The following is a 16,218-nucleotide window of genomic DNA, read 5'->3' as shown; positions in this document are numbered from 1 at the left end:
TCGACTGTCGGCTGCTGCGCCGTCGTGGCTGGTCGCGCCGTTCCCCGCGCCCCTAGGGAGACTGGGCGAGGTTCGTCACTATGGACCCGGTGTCTTGCTCAAGGTGCCTGGTCTGGCCAAGGCTGCCGCTGCCGCTCGGCTCGCCTTGCGGCCGAGGGCTGCGCGTGAGGTTTCGCGGAGCAGGACCGCTGTGCGGAAGGCGGTCGTGGCCAGGGGGCCGTGGCGCTTCCCGTACAGGCGGACCCGGTTGAGGGTGAGGAGGGTCCACAGGCGGGGGGACACCTGGGAGTCGCCGCCCAGGTGTACTGCCTCGGCTGTCGGGTCCAGTTGGGTGGCGTAACCCCTGTCCCGCGCTCGCAGGCAGTACTCGGTCTCCTCCGAGTAGAGGAAGAAGGACTCGTCCCACGGGCCGCACGCGGTCAGGCAGTCCGCCGATATCGCCATGAGCGCGCCGGTCGCCCAGTCCGCGCGGGTGGGGTGCCGGTACGCGGCCGGGTCGGTGACGAGTTCGCTCAGGGCCGGGAAGCGTCCGGCCCGGGTGTTGCCGATCACGGCCTCGCCGAGAGCCCGGAGCACGGTGGACTCGCGGCGCAGTGAGCGGTGGGGCGTGTCGCTGCCCTCCTCGTAGAGAAGGGGTACGGCGATCCCCACCCCGTCGCCGAGGTTGTCGACGAGGCGTTTGGCGCAGCCCTGCCGCATCCGGATGTCGGGGTTGCAGATCAGCACGTCCCCGTATGCGCCGGCCGCGCCCAGCGCCGCGTTGATCCCGGCCGCGTACCCGGCGTTGCGGCCGGTCTGGACGATCGTGGTGTCCGGCGCCAGCTTCCGCAGAACGGCGACGGTGTCGTCGGCGGAGTCGTTGTCGGCGACGACCAGCCTCCAGTCGAGGCCGGCCATGCCCTCGGGAAGGGCGGCGAGGAACCCGGGGAGCACCGCGGCGCTGTTCCAGGTGACGACGATGACGGCGACGGGGCTCATCGGGACTCCACGAGTTCAGGGAGCTGGGCTTGGGACGGCTTACGGGGTGCGGGGACCTCGGCCGCCGCCGCGGCGGCCTCGCGGCGGATGAAGCCGAGGTAGCTGCCGCCGGCCCCCAGGGTGAGGAAGAACATCCCGGCGTACATGGGGAAGCTGAGCGCGTCGAACGTGGCGCTGATGACCAGCGCGACCAGCGCCGAGGCGAGAAACGCCTGCCCGAGTTCGCGGTCGGAGTCGGTGCGGGCCAGGCGGCGGATGGTGCCGCCGGTGTGGATGCCGGTGATGAACAGGGCGAGCAGCGCGACCAGCCCGACGATGCCCATCTCGGCCAGGGTCAGCATGTACTGGTTGTCCGTGAAGAAGTACAGGTCGGGCGTGAAAGTCCCGAATCCCCGGCCGAACCAGGGGTGTTCGTCGAGGTAGGGGACGATCGCGCTGTACTTCACGGTGCGTGCCTGGGTGCTGCTGTCGGAGCCGGACAGGAAGCTCGCGAACAGGTTGGTGATGGTGCCGATCAGCCCCGGAATGATCACCTTGAAGCCCGCCACCGACCCCACGATGATGGCGATGGCGGCCCAGCGCCGCTGCGGCTTCCAGCGGGGCACCATCACCAGGATCACGATGAGCGCGCCGATGATGGACGTCCTGGACACCGTCAGCGGCAGCGCGCCCGCCATGATCGCCACCGGGGCCCAGCGGCGCAGCGCGCCGGCGTGCCGGCGGACCGGGTCGAACGCCTGGTGGACGGCGAAGGGAACGAGGATGGCCAGCATCCCGCCGAACTCCAGCGGATGGGCTGTGGTCGAGCGCGGCCGGGTGAAGGAGCCGCGGTCCATGGCGCTGATCCCCGCGGTGCTCGACTGGAGGCCGGGGATGTGGATGGAGTCGGCGATGTTGGTCGCGGCGAAGAAGTCGTAGTAGCCGATGAGGGCGACCACCGTGCCCAGGACGACGAGCCGGCGCATCAGGGTCTCCAGCCGGCCGCGGTCCTGGATGCCGGCCGACGCCAGCACCACCAGCGCCACCCAGACCCCGAGTCCGATGAGTCCGCGGTCGGCCCCGAGGACCTCCTCGTGCGTGCTGCTGCGGGTCGCGTCGGCGATGTAGGACAGCAGCACCGCCACGGCGAGCAGGCACATCGCCACGCGCGGCAGTCTGGTGCCCTCGGCCGGACGGATACGGCCGCCGAGCCATGTCGCGAGATACCAGAGGAGTCCCAGCAGGGCGAAGACGTTGGCCGGGGTGCCGACGCCGCCGAGCGCGGGCAGGGTGAGGTTCGACGGGACGAAGAAGGCGAGCGCCAGATAGCCGGTGAGGATCGTCGTGGCGTCCAGCCTCCGTGTCAGCAGGCCCTTGGGCGCCCGCTCCGGGGGCTTGGCGCGATGGCGCCGGGGGACGTATCCCTCCCGGGCCCGTCCCCGGCGGCGGACCACCGCGACGCCTTCGGCCAGGATGGCCAGCAGGAACGCGCTGACGACGCCGACGATGACGACCGACGCGATGTTCTGGTACCGGGCTTTCGGCTGCGAGACCGGGGTCTGCGGCAGCACGACCGGCGCGGCCTGCACGAGGTACCCGGTGGGCACCTTGGACGCGGCCTGCAGGGCCTTCAGCTGCTCCCCGGTGAACTTGGTGAGGGTGGTGGTCTCCTGGAGCACCTTCTCCCGGTCGGTTCCGGTGACACTCAGGGTGAGCAGCGGGCTGTCGGCGGCCGGCGCGAATCCGACCGTGTACCGGTCCGTGACGCCCCGGGAGTGCAGTTCCTTGGCCGAGTCGCTCGACTGGAGCGTCCTGATCAGCACGTCGGCCGTCACGACCAGTGAACCGCCTGCGTTCGAAATGGGATTGCCGAAGGTCGGCGCCAACTCGGCGACCGCCGTGGAGTCCAGCAGGGTGACGGAGCTCTGCGACTGGTAGGAGACCGGAACGGTCCGGTACAGATAGCCGCCCGCGAACAGGCTGAGCAGGGTGAGGGGCACCATGAAGTACCAGCGCCTGCACATGATCGCCCAGATGTCGCCCAGGCTCATGAGAACTCTCCCCGGTGTGATTCGGTAGCGGCTCGCCCCAACGCCTGCGAGGATCGAGGCCGACGGAAGGAAACCCTGTGTCGCCCCGTGACGTCGCCGAAGCGCTGCTCCGCCGCTGGTACGTGCTGTTGCTCGGGCTCCTGCTGACGGCCGCCGGAGCCTATCCGGTGCTCCGCCCGACCCCGGAGTACCTGAGTTCGGCGGTGGTCGTCCTCAAGCCGCCGGCGACGGGCAACCAGCCGAACCAGCTGACGAATCTGCAACCGCCGCTGGCCACGCTCTCGTACGGCGTCATCCAGCAGCTCGAATCGCCCGGCGGGCGCAAGGAGTTGGCCTCCGCCGGCGTGCACGGCACCTATCAGCTGATCCCGCGCAACAGCGGCACCAGCGCGACGCCCCGCTATCTGATCCCCTCGGTCCAGGTGCAGGCGCGCGGGGGCGATCCCGCCGCGGCCGACAGCGCGGTCCGCCGGATCATCGGCGTCTACGCCGGGCATGTGGCGGACATCCAGGAGGCGCAGGGGATCGCGCCGGAGGCGCGGATCAACGCGTCGGTCCTGGTCGCCCCGAGCGCCGCGCAGGTCCAGGGCACCAAGAGCCGTGCGCTGGCCGGTACGGCGCTGCTGGGCGGGCTCGCCGCGGTCCTCGGCGCGCTGTGGTTCGACCGGTACGCGCTGCGTCGCAGGAGCAGGCAGGAGGCTTCCCCGGAACCGCTGCCCCAGGTGGGCGGGGTTCCGGTGGCGGGCTGAGTTGCCGCGCGGTGGGCCGGGGCGGCCGGTCGCGGCCCTCGGGTCGGGCGTGGTCATCAGATGCCGCGGCGCTTCCAGGACTCCCACCACAGCCACTCCCGCCCCCGCTCGGCCACGGCCGACCACACCAGCGGTTGCAGATACGGCATCGTCTTCGCCCCGATCCGCTGTCTGAGGCGCAGCGCGCGGTACTCGGGCAGCCGCGCGTAGCCCGGCAGGCACTCCCGCGCGAAGTCCACGAGTTCGTCGACCGGGACGACGTCGGTGCGGCCCCGGTCGTAGGCACGGTAGGCCCGGCGCAGGGCGAAGCGGGCGAGGCGGGTGTGCACGGCGCCGGCCAGCCGGTCGGCCTGCGGCAGCAGGTCGAAGCACTTGTCGAGCACGGAGTCGTAGGCCACCAGTCGCTGGCGCAGGTCGTCGAGCTGACCGCCGAAGTCGGTGGTGGACATGTTGTTGCCGTGGACGCGGTAGTAGGCCTGGTCGGCGCCGCGTACGTAGCCGACGTCGGCGCGGGCCGCGAGCCGCATCCACATCTCGATGTCGCCGGCGTGCGGGAGCGCGGGGTCGTAGCCGCCCACCTCGCGCTGGAGGCTGGTGCGGACGACGACCTCGGGCGAGGTGATGCAGCCGGTGCCTTCGCGGAAGCGGCGCTCCAGCCACCAGTGCCCGGGGTAGACGACCGAACCGGTGCCGCCGGTGCGGGCCTTGGGCAGCGGGCCGCCGTGCTGGAAGCGCAGGGGACGGCCGTAGGCGAACCCCGCCTCCGGATGGGCGTCGAGGAGTCCGGCGGCGCGTACCAGGGCGCCGGGGACCAGGCGGTCGTCGGCGGAGAGGAGTGCGACGTAGTCACCGTCGGCCCACTCGAGGAGGCCCTCGTTGTAGGTGGCGATGTGGCCCTTGTTGGTCTCGTGTACGAGGACCTCGATCCGCGGGTCGGAGGCCGCCAGCTTGCGCGCGGTCTCCGCCGAGTCGTCGGGTGAGGCGTCGTCGATGATGAGGACCCGGACGTCGACGCCGTCCTGCTCGTCCAGGACGCTGCTGACGCAGTCGGCGAGGAAGTCGCCGTACTTGTAGCAGGGGATCACGACACTGACGGTGGACATCGGTGATGTGGCCAATCCCCGGTGCCGGCCTCCGTGGAGACCGGCACCGGTGCGCACTAGTGCTTCTTGCGGACGGTCTTGCTGGTCAGGGTCCAGTCACGGGACTTCACCGTGTGGTGCTTCTTGTCCTTGGCGGTGACGGTGATCGTGAACCGCGTGCCGTCCGGCAGCGGGGTGGACAGATGGACGGACACCTTGTGGGTGGCCCGGTCGTAGTCGAGGACGGCCTTGACGTGGAGCTTGCGGGCGACCGCGGCCTTGGCGCCCGGCAGGATGGTCACCGTCGCCTTCACCGACCCGACCTTCGTCGAGCTGGGCAGCGTCGTGACGAGCGGGTGCGCCGCGTCGGCCGTGCGCGCCAGCGAGGAGGCGGTCTCCTCCGACGTGGTGCCCGACGTCAGTGACGCGGACGGGTTCTCGGCGGTGAAGAGCGGCCCGACCCAGTAGTTCGCGGATCCGTAGGAACCGTTGGGGAAGGCCACGTCACTGCCGTACCGGTAGAGCCCGTTGTGGGCCGTGCTGATGTCGGCGGTGGCGGTCAGCGGATACGACTTGTGGGCCGACGCGAAGTAGCCGCCGTCCACCGCGTAGTTGCCGTTCGGTGCGTGGTAGGAGACGACGTACGCGGTGTCCGCGCTGATCGCCACCGGGGTGGCGAAGGTCATCGTCTGCCAGCCGGAGGCGGACTCGCTGGTGAAGGTCCCGGAGGCGAGGAGCGTGCCGTCGGTGGACCAGAGGCTGCCCGTGTGGGTGCCGGTGTTGGTCGCGCCCTTGTAGAAGGTGACGCCGGTGACCCAGCCGCTCGCCGAGGACTGGAAACGGGTGCCCAGTTCGAGGGAGTTGGGGTCGTCGGTGACGGCGGTCCTGGCCGGCACCGTGGCGGAGTTCCACAGCGTGCAGGGGCAGGTGACCGCGGGCGGGGAGGAGCTGGTGGTGAACGTCCATGTCACCGGGGCCCCCATGGCGTTGCCCCACAGGTCCTCCGCCTGGACGGAGGCGGTGTACGTGGTGTGCAGCTCCAGCTCCGTCGACGGGGTGAAGGTCGCCTTGTTCGACGCGGGCAGCGTCTTGGCGCCCGGCACGGTGTTGCCGTTCGGGTCCTTCACCGTGAACGTGAGCGTGTCGCCGTCGATGGCGTGGTCGAAGACGGCCGACACCGGTGTGGTGATCGACGCGCCGGTGGCTCCCGAGGTCGGGGACGTCGAGGTGACGGCGGGCGGGGTCGTACTGGCCGTCGCGGTGTCCAGCACCACGTCCACCCAGTAGTTGCTGCCCGAGGACGCCGAGGACGGGAAGGCGCTGGTGGAGCTGTAGCGGTAGACGCCGTTACCGCCGTCGGTGCCGGACTTCAGGGCCGTGAGCGGGGCGAGCCCCGCGGAGTTGTTCGAGAAGTAGCCGCCGTCGTAGGAGTAGCCGCCGTTGGGGGCGAAGTACGAGGCGACGTAGGTGGTGTTGGCCTTGACGGTCACCGGGGTGGAGAAGTTCAGCTGCTGCCAGCCGGAGGCCGTCTCGTTGGTGAAGGTGCCGGTGGCCAGGCGGGTGCCGGAGGCGCTCCACAGGCTGCCGGTGTGGGTGCCGGTGTTGGCGGGCGACTTGTAGAAGCGGACACCGGTGATCGAACCGGCCACCGTGGTACGGATCTTGACGCCGAGTTCGAGCGGACCGGCGTCACCCGCGTTGAGGGTGCCGGGGACGGCCGTGGCCGGCCAGATGGTGCAGGGGCAGGCCTGGGGGCCGACGGTCAGCGGGATGGTGGTGACGGCGCCGATGTTGACGCTGTCGTCCACCGCGCGGACCTTGACGGACGCGCTGCCCGGTGTCGTCGGCGTCCAGCTGTAGGTCCAGGACGCGAGGCCGGTGGCGGCGTTCCAGGTGGTTCCGCCGTCCGTGGACACCTCGACACGGGCCACCACGCCCCCGCCGGAGTCGGTGGCGGTGCCCTTGACGGTGACCGGCTTCAGCGCCGGGACGGTGGCCCCGGAGGCCGGGGCGGTGACCGTGATGGCCGGGCCGGTGGTGTCGGTGGAGGCGGTGGTGGCGGTGAGGTTGCTCTGCAGGCTCTTCGGCTGGACGCCCATGTCGGCGAGGACGTTCACGGTCGCCTGCTGCATGCGGACGTCCTCGGTGACCACGACGTCGTCGGGGTCGTACGCCGGCAGGTTGGTCAGGCCCCACGACCACTGCACGGTGCCCGCCCCGAACACCAGGGCCCCGGAGTCCTGGTCGCGGAACTCGACGAGATTGTGCGTCGCCGTCCCGTTGCCGTACATGTTGCCCCAGTCGAGGCGGTACTTGCCGTCGTCGATGTCCACCGTCGTGGACGACAGATGGATCGCGCCGGCGGGCCTGGTGCTGTTGACGATGTCGCTGTCCCACTCGTAGCCGAGGGTGCCCGCCGGGAACGTGGCGGTCTGGCTGGAGGTGAGGTTCGCGATGGAGGTGTTGCGCCACAGCCGGTTCTTGCCGTACGAGCCGGGGACCGTGATCGCGTCGGCGCGGTAGCCGTTCACGGTGAACATGGAGCCGGTGAGGATGTTCGGCGGCTGGTAGTCCATGCCGTACTGGGTGCTGGTCGGGTCCATCCAGGTGCCGGTCCACTGACCGCTGGGGTCGGCGATGCCGTTGCCCTGGACCATCTTCGTCATCTTGTAGCAGGTCAGGGTGCGGTTCGAGGTGCTGGTGCCGTCGATGCTCGGGGCGAGTCGCGTCTTCCAGAAGACCTCGTTGCCGCTGAAGTAGCCCTGCCGCACACCGGCCTTCCGGGCCGCCAGGACGTTGTTGTACTGGCTCTGTGTCCAGTACTCGTCGTGGCCCGAGGACAGATACACGTCGTGGTTCTTCAGCAGGGTGTCACCACGGGTCGACACGTCCACGCCGGAGAGATAGCTGACGTCGTAGCCGTTGCGTTCCAGCCACGCCAGCATCATGAACTCGGAGCCGTAGATGCCGTTGTCACCGCCGATGTCCAGCGGCCGGTTGTAACTGACCTCGTAGGCACGGCCGTCCGGTGCCGGTCCGGCGCCTCCGTAGAGGTCCTGGCCGCCGTAGTCGTTGTACGCCTGCCAGGTCTGGTCGCTGGTCTGCACGACGATGTCGGAGGTGCTGGAGTCCTTGCGGACGACGAACGGGTACGGCATCAGGCCGTCGCCGTCGGTCTGTGCCAGGTTCGCGATGTACAGGCCGGACACGGCGTCGCTGGGCACGGTCCAGTTCACGGTCACGGGCCAGTTGCCGCAGTCGACCAGGCCGGTGCTCGCCTTGGTGGTGCAACTGGCGGGCTTGTTGGTGTAGTTGGCCGGGTAGGTGACGGCCGCCTGCGCCGTGGTCGACATCAGGCGCGCCCCGTCACCGCCGTACCAGCCCAGTCGGTAGATCTCCACGCGGTAGGTGACCGGCGACTGGATCTTGAACTGGACGGTGTCACCCGCCTGGACGCTCTCCTTGGTGGTGAACCCCTTGATGTCACCGTAGGAGTTGGGCGAGTACCAGTCGGACATCGGGCTGCCCGCCTTGGAGTTCTCGCACACGACAGCGTTCGACCCCGTACCGCAGGGATCGGACACCGCCGCCTGGGCGGATACGGCCTGCGGGAGCACCGCCCATATCAATGCTGCTGCGACGGCGAGGCGCCCGCCCCGGAGCCGTCTGCCCCATCTGTTCATGTGTACCTCTCAGCGGTGCTGTGCAGGAGCGCCCCGTGACGTGGGGGTGGAGCGTGTTGAGGGGCCGGTCAGCCGCGCAGGGCGTGGGCGAGGGTGTCCACGACGCGTTGCTGCTGGTCGGCGGTGAGGTGCGGGTGGAGCGGAAGCGACAGGATCCGGTCCGCCGTCTGTTCGGCGTGCGGGAAGTCGCCCCGGGCGTGGCCGAGATGGCGGTACGCCGGTGTGAGGTGGACCGGGGCGGGATAGTGCACTCCGGCACCGATGCCCTCGGCGTTGAGCTTGCCGACGATGTCGTCGCGGTCGGCGCCGGCGACCTGGACGACGTACAGGTGCCAGACGTGGACGTTGCCCGTGTCCGTCGTCGGGAGCACGACCCGGCCGGCGGCCGCCAGGTCGGCGAGGAGCGTGTCGTAGCGGGCCGCGGCCGCCCGTCGGGCGGCGTTGCCGTCCGCCAGCCGGGCGAGCTTCGCCCGCAGGACGACGGCCTGGAGCCCGTCCAGCCGGCTGTTGAACCCCGGGACGTCGTGGCGGTACTTGGCGACGCCGCCGTGGTTCGCGATCGCCCGCACCAGGTCGGCCTGTTCGCCGTCGTCGGTCAGCACCGCGCCCGCGTCGCCGTAGGCGCCGAGGTTCTTGCCCGGGTAGAAGCTGGTCGCCGCGATCAGGCCGCTGCCCGGTGACCGGCCGTCGCGGGTGGCACCCTGGCACTGGGCGGCGTCCTCCACGATCCGTACATGGCCGGGGAGTCGGTCGGACAGGGCCGTCACGTCGGCCATCTGACCGTAGAGGTGCACGGGTACCACCGCACGGGTGGCCGGGCCGACCGCGTCCAGTGCCGCCTGGGGGTCGAGCAGATAGGTGTCGGGCAGGCAGTCCGCGAGGACCGGCGTCGCGCCTGTTCTGGCCACCGCACCGGCGGTGGCGATGAAGGTGTTGGCGGGGACGACGACCTCGTCGCCGGGCCCTACCCCGCTGACGCGCAGGGCGAGTTCGAGGGCGTCGGTGCCGTTGGCGACACCCACGCAGTGCGCGACCGAGCCGAAGTCGGCGTACTCGCGCTCGAAGCCGCGGACCTCGTCGCCGCCGATGAACGCGGTGTTGGCCAGGACCCGTTCGAATCCGGCCCGTACCTCGTCGGCGACGTCCTCGTGGGCCGCCTTGAGGTCGACCAGCGGAATCTGGTTCATGTCAGTGGTCCCCCCACTGTTCGTGGCGCGAGCCCTGCCCGCGTCGCAGTTCGTCGAGCGCGGGCGCCCCGGCCGCGCGCAGTCGTCGGGCCGGGCTCCCCACCCAGACCTCGCCCGGCGGAACGTCGCCGAGCACGTTGCTCCCCATCCCGATCTGGGACCAGGCACCGACCGTCGTGCCCTCCCTGACCAGCGCCCCGGAACCCACATAGGCGCCGCGCTCCAGCCGGACGCCCCCGCCCAGGCGGACGCCGGAGGTGAGCGTGACGTGGTCGTCGACCACGTCGTCATGGGTGAGGACCACGTGCGGCATCACCGCTACCTGCGCGCCCACCCTGACGGCGGCGGTCAGGACGCAGTGCGCGAGCAGGACCGAGCCGGGGCCGACCTCGGAGGTCGCCGACACCACCGCCGTGGGATGGACCACGGTGGCGTAGCGGTCCGCGGGCAGGCCGAGCCGGCGCACCAGCCGGGCGCGGGCCGCGTAGTCCCGGGGGTTGCCCACACAGATCACCACGCGGGCCCCGGGCAGACCGTGGACCAGGTCGCAGTCGCCGAGGACGGGGACACCGTCGACCTCCGTGCCGTGCAGGGCGGGATTGTCGTCGAGGTGTCCGAGCAGCTTGAGTTCGCCCGCGTCGTGTACGGCCTGTGCGGTCTCCCGGGCGAAGCCGCCCGCGCCGATGATCACCAGTTCGTTCATCTACGGGCCTGCTCCCGCAGGGCCGCCACGACGCGGTCCTGCTGGGCCTCGGTCATCGTGTGGAACAGCGGCAGGATCAGCGAGTCCCGGGTGATCCGCTCGGTGACCGGCAGCGGTGCGCCGGGGTGGCCCGCGTAGGCGGGTTCGAGGTGCGAGGCCATGATCCCGCGCCGGGCGGAGACACCGGCCGCGGCGAGCGCGGCGAGCAGGTCGTCCCGGCCGACGGGGAACTCCCCGTCCAGCAGCACCCAGTAGGACTGGAAGTTGCTCTGCCCGTGCGCGGGGTCGCGCACCGGGGTGAGGCCGGTGACGTCCCGCAGCAACTCGTCGTAGCGGGCCGCCAGTTCGCGGCGGCGCGCGATCATCGCGTCGAGCTTGCCGAGCTGGACCAGACCGATCGCGGCCTGGACGTCCGTCATCCGGTAGTTGTAGCCGACCTCGAGGTAGCTCTCCAGGACGGGTTTGTTGCTCGCATGGCGGTCCGCCGCGGAGGCGTTCATGCCGTGCTCGCGCAGCCGGCGCAGCCGTGCCGCCCACTCGGCGTCGTCGGTGGTGACCATGCCGCCCTCACCGGTGGTGACGAGCTTGCGGGGGTGGAAGGACCACGCGGCGATCAGCGCGCCGTGTCCGACGGGCTTGCCGCCGACGGTGGAGCCGATGGCGCAGGCCGCGTCCTCCACGAGGGGCAGGTCCCAGTCGGCGCAGGCGGCGCGCAGGCTGTGCACGTCGGCGGGTACGCCGCCCTGGTGGACGGCGAGGACGGCCTTGGTACGAGGGGTGCGGACCGCGTCGACGGTGGCCGGGGTGAGGTTGCCGGTGGCCAGGTCGACGTCCGCGAACACCGGCTCGGCGCCGACGTACCGTACGGCGTTGGCGGTGGCGATGAACGACAGCGAGGGCACCACGACCTCGTCGCCCGGGCCGAGGCCGAGGGCGACGAGCGCCAGGTGCAGGGCGGTGGTGCACGAGCTGACCGCGACGGCGTGCTCGGCGCCCACCCGCTCCGCGAAGGCCCGCTCGAACGCGGCGACCCGGGGGCCCTGGGCGACCCATCCGGACAGCACCGCGTCGGAGGCCGCCTTGGCCTCCTCCTCGCCGAGCCAGGGGATCATCACGGGGATGCGGTCGGTGCTCACTTGGCCGCCTCCCGCTCCGCGCGCCACCACGCCACCAGGTCCTTGAGTCCCGTCCGCAGATCGATCTGCGCCGTGAACCCGAGCCGCTCGGCGGCCCGCGAGGTGTCCGCGAGGCGCCGGCTCACCCCGTTGACGGCGCGGGCGGGCCCGTGCACCGGCTCCAGACCGGACGCTCCCATCGCCTCCAGCAGCCCGTCGGCGAGTTCGCGCAGCGAGGTCTCCGTACCGGACGCGACGTTGAACACCTCGTCGGTGAGATCCGACTCGGCGGCGAGCACATTGGCTCTGGCGATGTCGCGGACGTCGACGAAGTCCATGGTCTGGGTGCCGTCGCCGAGGATCAGCGGTGGCTCGCCCGACTCGATGCGCTCCATCCAGCGGATGAGCACCTCGGTGTAGAGGCCGTGGATGTCCATCCGCGGGCCGTAGACGTTGAAGTAGCGCAGCGCCACGTAGTCCAGGCCGTACATGGCGTGGAAGCTGCGCAGCATGCCCTCGTTGAAGGCCTTGGCCGCGCCGTAGAACGTGTCGTTGTTGTACGCGTGGTGGCGCTCGGTCGTCGGGAAGGTCTCGGCCATGCCGTAGACGGACGCCGACGACGAGGCGACGACCTTGGTGACGCCGGCCGCGGCCGCCGCCTCCAGGACGTTGAACGTGCCGTCGACCAGCACCTCGTTGGCGAGCCGGGGCTCCTCCGCGCACTGGGTGATGCGGATCGCGGCGAGGTGGAACACCAGGTCGGCGCCCTCGGTGACCTTCTTCACGGTGTCGATGTCCCGGATGTCGCCCTCGACGACCTCCACGACACCGCTGGGAAGGGCCTGGGCGAGGTTGGCCCGCCGTCCGCGCACGAAGTTGTCCAGCACCACGATCTCGCGGGCGCCGCCTTCGGCCAGGAGGTCGACGAGGTTGGAGCCGATGGTGCCCGCTCCCCCGGTGACCAGGATCTTCTTGCCTCGTACGCTGCTCAACTGCACTTCCCTCTCACCGGACTTCTCAAGGAATGTCTCCATGCGTGCGAACGGTCAGTGGCCGGTACGCAGGCCGACGACCGCACCGCGGAACTCCAGGCTGCGGGAGGCCGCTTCGAGGATGTCCAGCACCCTGAGGCCGGCCCGGCCGTCGGTCAGCGGCGCCCGGCGCTGCCGGATCGCGTCGCCGAACTCGTCGACCATGCTGCGCAGCGCCTCCTTCTCGCCGATGGCGGGGGCGACCATGTCGCCGGAGCGGTACGAGATGAGCATGTCCCGGCGTTCGTCCACGCCGATCTCCTGGGGCGAGGCCAGGTCCACGCCCCGGTCGAAGATCGCCACGCGCTGGGCCGGGTTGAGGTCGTCCCACACGAGGGTGCGCTTGGAGCCGCCCACCATGGTGGTCCGCACCTTGGTCGGCGACAGCCAGTTGACGTGCACGTGGGCGATGGCACCCGTGCTGAGCGTGAGCGTCAGATAGGCCACGCAGGCCTGTCCGGCGCCGATCGGGTCGGCCCCGTGGGCGGCGACGGCGACCGGCACGACGGTGTCGGGGAGGATGAAGTCCAGGATCGACAGGTCGTGCGGGGCCAGGTCCCACAGGACGTCGATGTCCTTCTGCACGAGGCCCAGGTTGATCCGGACCGAGTCGACGAAGTGGATCTCGCCGAGTTCGCCGGAGCGGACCAGTTCCCGGATGCGGCCCACCGCGGGTGTGTAGCAGTAGGTGTGGTCGCACATCAGGGTGAGCCCGCGCTCCTCCGCCTCGGTCACCAGGCGCAGCCCGTCGGCGTAGGTCGCCGCGAGGGGCTTCTCCACGAGGACGTGCTTTCCGGCGCGCAGGGCGGCCAGGGCGATGTCGAGGTGGGTGCCGGCGGGTGTGGCCACGGCGATGGCGTCGACGGAGGGGTCGGCAAGGACGGCCGCGTAGTCCGCGGTGGGCTGCACCGTCGAGTAGCCGCCGAGGACCCGCTGGGCCCGCTCCACGTCGAGGTCGCACAGCCAGCGCAGCCTGAAGCGTTCGCTGGCCTGGAAGTTACGGACAAGGTTGGGACCCCAGTAGCCGGCCCCGACGACTGCGACTCCCAACGGCTCCGCGGTCTCGGTCACTTGGTTCCTCTTCTTCCGGTCCATCAGTAGGCCCCCGTTCCGCGCACCACCGCGGAGCCGGTGCGCGCCAGGATCGACAGGTCCAGGCCCATCGACCAGTTGTCCACGTATCCGAGATCGAGCCGGACCGCCTCGTCCCAGGGCAGGTCGGAGCGGCCGCTGACCTGCCACAGCCCGGTGAGGCCGGGTTTCACGAGCAGCCGCCGCTTGACCTCCGACGGGTACTCCTCCACCTCCTCGGGCAGGGACGGGCGGGGGCCGACCAGCGACATGTGGCCGCCGATCACATTGAGCAGCTGCGGCAGTTCGTCGAGCGAGGTGCGGCGCAGGAAGGAACCGACCCGGGTGATCCGCGGGTCCTCCTTCACCTTGAACAGCAGGCCGTCGCTGTTCTGGTTGAGGTGTTCCAACTCGGCCCGCAGGGCCTCCGAGTCGGGCCGCATCGTGCGGAACTTGAACATGGTGAAGTGGTCGCCGAACCGGCCCACCCGCTGTTGTCGGAAGAGTGCGGGGCCGGAGCTGTCCAGCCGGACGATCAGGGCGATCGCCAGCATGGGCAGGGCGAGGAGGAGCAGGAGCAGCGCCGCGAGCGCGCGGTCCAGGAGTTCCTTGGGCAGCCGGGAGACGCGGGAGAGTTTCGGCGCCTGGATCCGCATCAGGGGCACCCCGTTGGTGGGCCGTACGGTCAGCCGGGCGGCGGAGACGTCGGCCAGTACGGGGGCCAGCAGGAAGTCGACGCCCTGCACGGCGGCCGTCCAGGAGATGCGGCGCAGGACGGAGGCGTCGTACTCGGGCGCGGGCAGCACCACGACGGTGCCGATGCCCAGGGCCCGGATGACGTCGTCCATGGTGTCGACGCCGCCGAGGACCGGGAGCCCCAGTCTGCGGATCTCCGCCGCGTTCTGCGGGTCGCTCAGACACACGCCGGCGGCCTGGAGTTCCTGGACCCCGCCGCGCCGCAGCACGGCGACCAGTTCCACGATGCCGCGCGACGGACCGACGAGGAGCGTCGCGCTCCCGCCCCGCTCCCGGGCCCATCGCCGGTGCAGCCGGCGGCGCAGCGTGTACCGGACCAGCAGGGCGAGGGCGGCGGCCGGCACTGCGGCCATGGTCATGTCATGGAAGAGGCCCGGGTCGCGCGTGAACGTCCAGTGCGCGACGGCGGCCAGCGCCGGCAGTGCGACTGCGCCCCGGAGCACGCGGCGGTACTCCTCGGTCCCCAGTCCCAGGGCCCTGCGGTCGTAGGACCGGTGGGCCGCCATGGCCGCGAGCCATACCGGGGGCAGCACCAGGGCCACCGCCCAGCGGCCGTACACCGCGTGGATCACCAGGGCCGCGACGACGGCCGCGAGGCCGTCGGCGACCAGCAGAACTATCCGGTACTTCTTTTCCCAAGGTCTTCGGCGGCCTTGTGGAGTCCTGCGTTCCACATCCAGTTGCTCATGCGTGACCTCAATGGTCATGCGCCCCCCACCACGTGCGCGGTTACTGCTGACCGAACGCCGATGTGCCCCCGGCACACCGGCAGATGAAAGAAAGAAGCCTCAGCGGTTCCCCAACCGCCGCATGTCCCCTACATGTTGGCCTGTGCCTCGCGGCCTCGCATTCCCCACCCAAACCGTCTCGGCGGCCCTCAATCTAGACCACCGGACACAGCCACGGGAACAGTTGGACGAAACACACTTCGCATTAGTGACATCGACTGCATACTGCCCAGGTGACGAGCATCGTGATCCCGGCCCACAACGAAGCGCAAGTCATCGCCCGGCTACTGGATTCACTTCTGGCCGATTCCGAATCCCGCGAGGACGAAAACGACATCGTGGTCGTATGCAATGGCTGCACGGACGACACGGCGCGGATCGCCGCCGCCCGCGGCCCCCGTGTGCGGGTGGTCGAGATCCCCACCCCGTCCAAGCACGCCGCCCTGCGGGCCGGTGACGATCACGCGCGCGGCTTCCCCCGCGTCTACGTGGACGCCGACGTCGTGATCACGGGAGCCGACGTACGGGCGCTGACGGAACCCCTGGACGACGGCGTCTCGGGCATCCTCGCCACCGCGCCCGCACGGCGGATTCCCCTGGACGGCTGTGCCTGGCGGGTGCGTGCCTACTACCGGGTGTGGCAGCGACTGCCGGTCGTGCGCGAGGGGTTGTTCGGCCGGGGCGTCATCGCGGTCTCCAAGGCCGGACATGCCCGGATCGCCGCGCTGCCGCCGCTGATGGCCGACGACCTGGCCGCGTCCCTGGCGTTCGCCCCCGCGGAGCGGCTCGTGGTCGGCGCGGCCGAGGTCGTCGTCCACCCGCCGCGTACCTGGCCGGATCTGATCAATCGGCGGATCCGGGCCGCGGTCTCCACCACCCAGGTCGAGCAGCACCGGGGACCGGAGGAGGCCACCGCCCGCACGAGCAAGGCGGATCTCATCGCCCTGCTCCGCGCGGAGCCGAAGCTCCTCCCTGCCGTCGTGGTCTTCGTCGCCGCGGCGGTCGTCGCCCGGCGCAAGGCCCAGAAGGCCGTCAGGGCCCAGGACTTCGGCACCTGGCTGCGGGACGAGAGCAGCCGGCAGAACTGAACGCAGCGCACCTGGAG

General features: G+C 70.8%; 12 protein-coding genes. 2 read left to right on the top strand and 10 right to left on the bottom strand.

Translation table 11 applies throughout. The annotated features are described in order from the left end of the window. Nucleotides 1-78: 78 nt before the first annotated feature. Both OG381_RS40665 and OG381_RS40660 read right to left on the bottom strand, forming a co-directional pair. A complete protein-coding gene (locus tag OG381_RS40665) occupies nucleotides 79-978 on the bottom strand; it encodes a glycosyltransferase family 2 protein (protein WP_327720972.1) in 900 nt (299 codons plus the stop codon). Then, on the bottom strand, nucleotides 975-3,008 hold the full coding sequence (locus OG381_RS40660; RefSeq protein WP_327720971.1) for an O-antigen ligase family protein: 2,034 nt from the start codon (nucleotides 3,006-3,008) through the stop codon (nucleotides 975-977). The genes OG381_RS40665 and OG381_RS40660 overlap by 4 nt, the downstream gene beginning before the upstream one ends. A gap of 77 nt (nucleotides 3,009-3,085) precedes the next feature. Here OG381_RS40660 and OG381_RS40655 point away from each other — a divergent pair, with 77 nt between their 5' ends. Continuing rightward, complete coding sequence (locus OG381_RS40655) at nucleotides 3,086-3,757, top strand: hypothetical protein (protein ID WP_327720970.1); 672 nt, start codon at nucleotides 3,086-3,088, stop codon at nucleotides 3,755-3,757. A 56-nt stretch (nucleotides 3,758-3,813) separates the two neighbouring features. Here OG381_RS40655 and OG381_RS40650 read toward each other — a convergent pair whose 3' ends face one another. The 8 genes from OG381_RS40650 to OG381_RS40615 form a co-directional block, all read right to left on the bottom strand. Then, nucleotides 3,814-4,860, bottom strand: coding sequence for a glycosyltransferase family 2 protein (locus OG381_RS40650; RefSeq protein ID WP_327720969.1), 1,047 nt, complete (start codon nucleotides 4,858-4,860; stop codon nucleotides 3,814-3,816). A gap of 56 nt (nucleotides 4,861-4,916) precedes the next feature. Beyond that, nucleotides 4,917-8,522 (bottom strand): DUF4082 domain-containing protein, encoded by a 3,606-nt coding sequence (locus OG381_RS40645; protein ID WP_327720968.1) that lies wholly within the window; start codon nucleotides 8,520-8,522, stop codon nucleotides 4,917-4,919. A 68-nt stretch (nucleotides 8,523-8,590) separates the two neighbouring features. After that, the gene (locus tag OG381_RS40640; protein ID WP_327720967.1) at nucleotides 8,591-9,709 is read right to left on the bottom strand and encodes a DegT/DnrJ/EryC1/StrS family aminotransferase; all 1,119 of its coding nucleotides are present in this window, start codon (nucleotides 9,707-9,709) and stop codon (nucleotides 8,591-8,593) included. 1 nt (nucleotide 9,710) lies between these two features. Beyond that, nucleotides 9,711-10,412: an acetyltransferase gene (locus OG381_RS40635; protein WP_327720966.1), complete on the bottom strand. Its 702-nt coding sequence runs from the start codon at nucleotides 10,410-10,412 to the stop codon at nucleotides 9,711-9,713. After that, nucleotides 10,409-11,548, bottom strand: coding sequence for a DegT/DnrJ/EryC1/StrS family aminotransferase (locus OG381_RS40630; protein WP_327720965.1), 1,140 nt, complete (start codon nucleotides 11,546-11,548; stop codon nucleotides 10,409-10,411). The genes OG381_RS40635 and OG381_RS40630 overlap by 4 nt, the downstream gene beginning before the upstream one ends. After that, a complete protein-coding gene (locus OG381_RS40625) occupies nucleotides 11,545-12,525 on the bottom strand; it encodes an SDR family NAD(P)-dependent oxidoreductase (protein ID WP_327722688.1) in 981 nt (326 codons plus the stop codon). Before OG381_RS40625 ends, OG381_RS40630 begins: the two co-directional genes overlap by 4 nt. Nucleotides 12,526-12,573: 48 nt before the next feature. Continuing rightward, on the bottom strand, nucleotides 12,574-13,629 hold the full coding sequence (locus tag OG381_RS40620) for a Gfo/Idh/MocA family protein (RefSeq protein WP_327720964.1): 1,056 nt from the start codon (nucleotides 13,627-13,629) through the stop codon (nucleotides 12,574-12,576). Between the two features lie 23 nt (nucleotides 13,630-13,652). Further along, entirely contained in the window at nucleotides 13,653-15,092 is a 1,440-nt protein-coding gene (locus OG381_RS40615) for an exopolysaccharide biosynthesis polyprenyl glycosylphosphotransferase (RefSeq protein WP_327720963.1), read from the bottom strand. A gap of 254 nt (nucleotides 15,093-15,346) precedes the next feature. Here OG381_RS40615 and OG381_RS40610 point away from each other — a divergent pair, with 254 nt between their 5' ends. Continuing rightward, on the top strand, nucleotides 15,347-16,201 hold the full coding sequence (locus tag OG381_RS40610; protein WP_327720962.1) for a glycosyltransferase: 855 nt from the start codon (nucleotides 15,347-15,349) through the stop codon (nucleotides 16,199-16,201). Nucleotides 16,202-16,218: the final 17 nt, after the last annotated feature.

The organism is Streptomyces sp. NBC_00490 (assembly GCF_036013645.1).
GTDB classification, from domain to species: Bacteria; Actinomycetota; Actinomycetes; order Streptomycetales; family Streptomycetaceae; genus Streptomyces; species Streptomyces canus_F.
The sequence above is the reverse complement of the archived record's forward strand: the minus strand, read 5'-3'. Positions and strand labels throughout refer to the sequence as shown.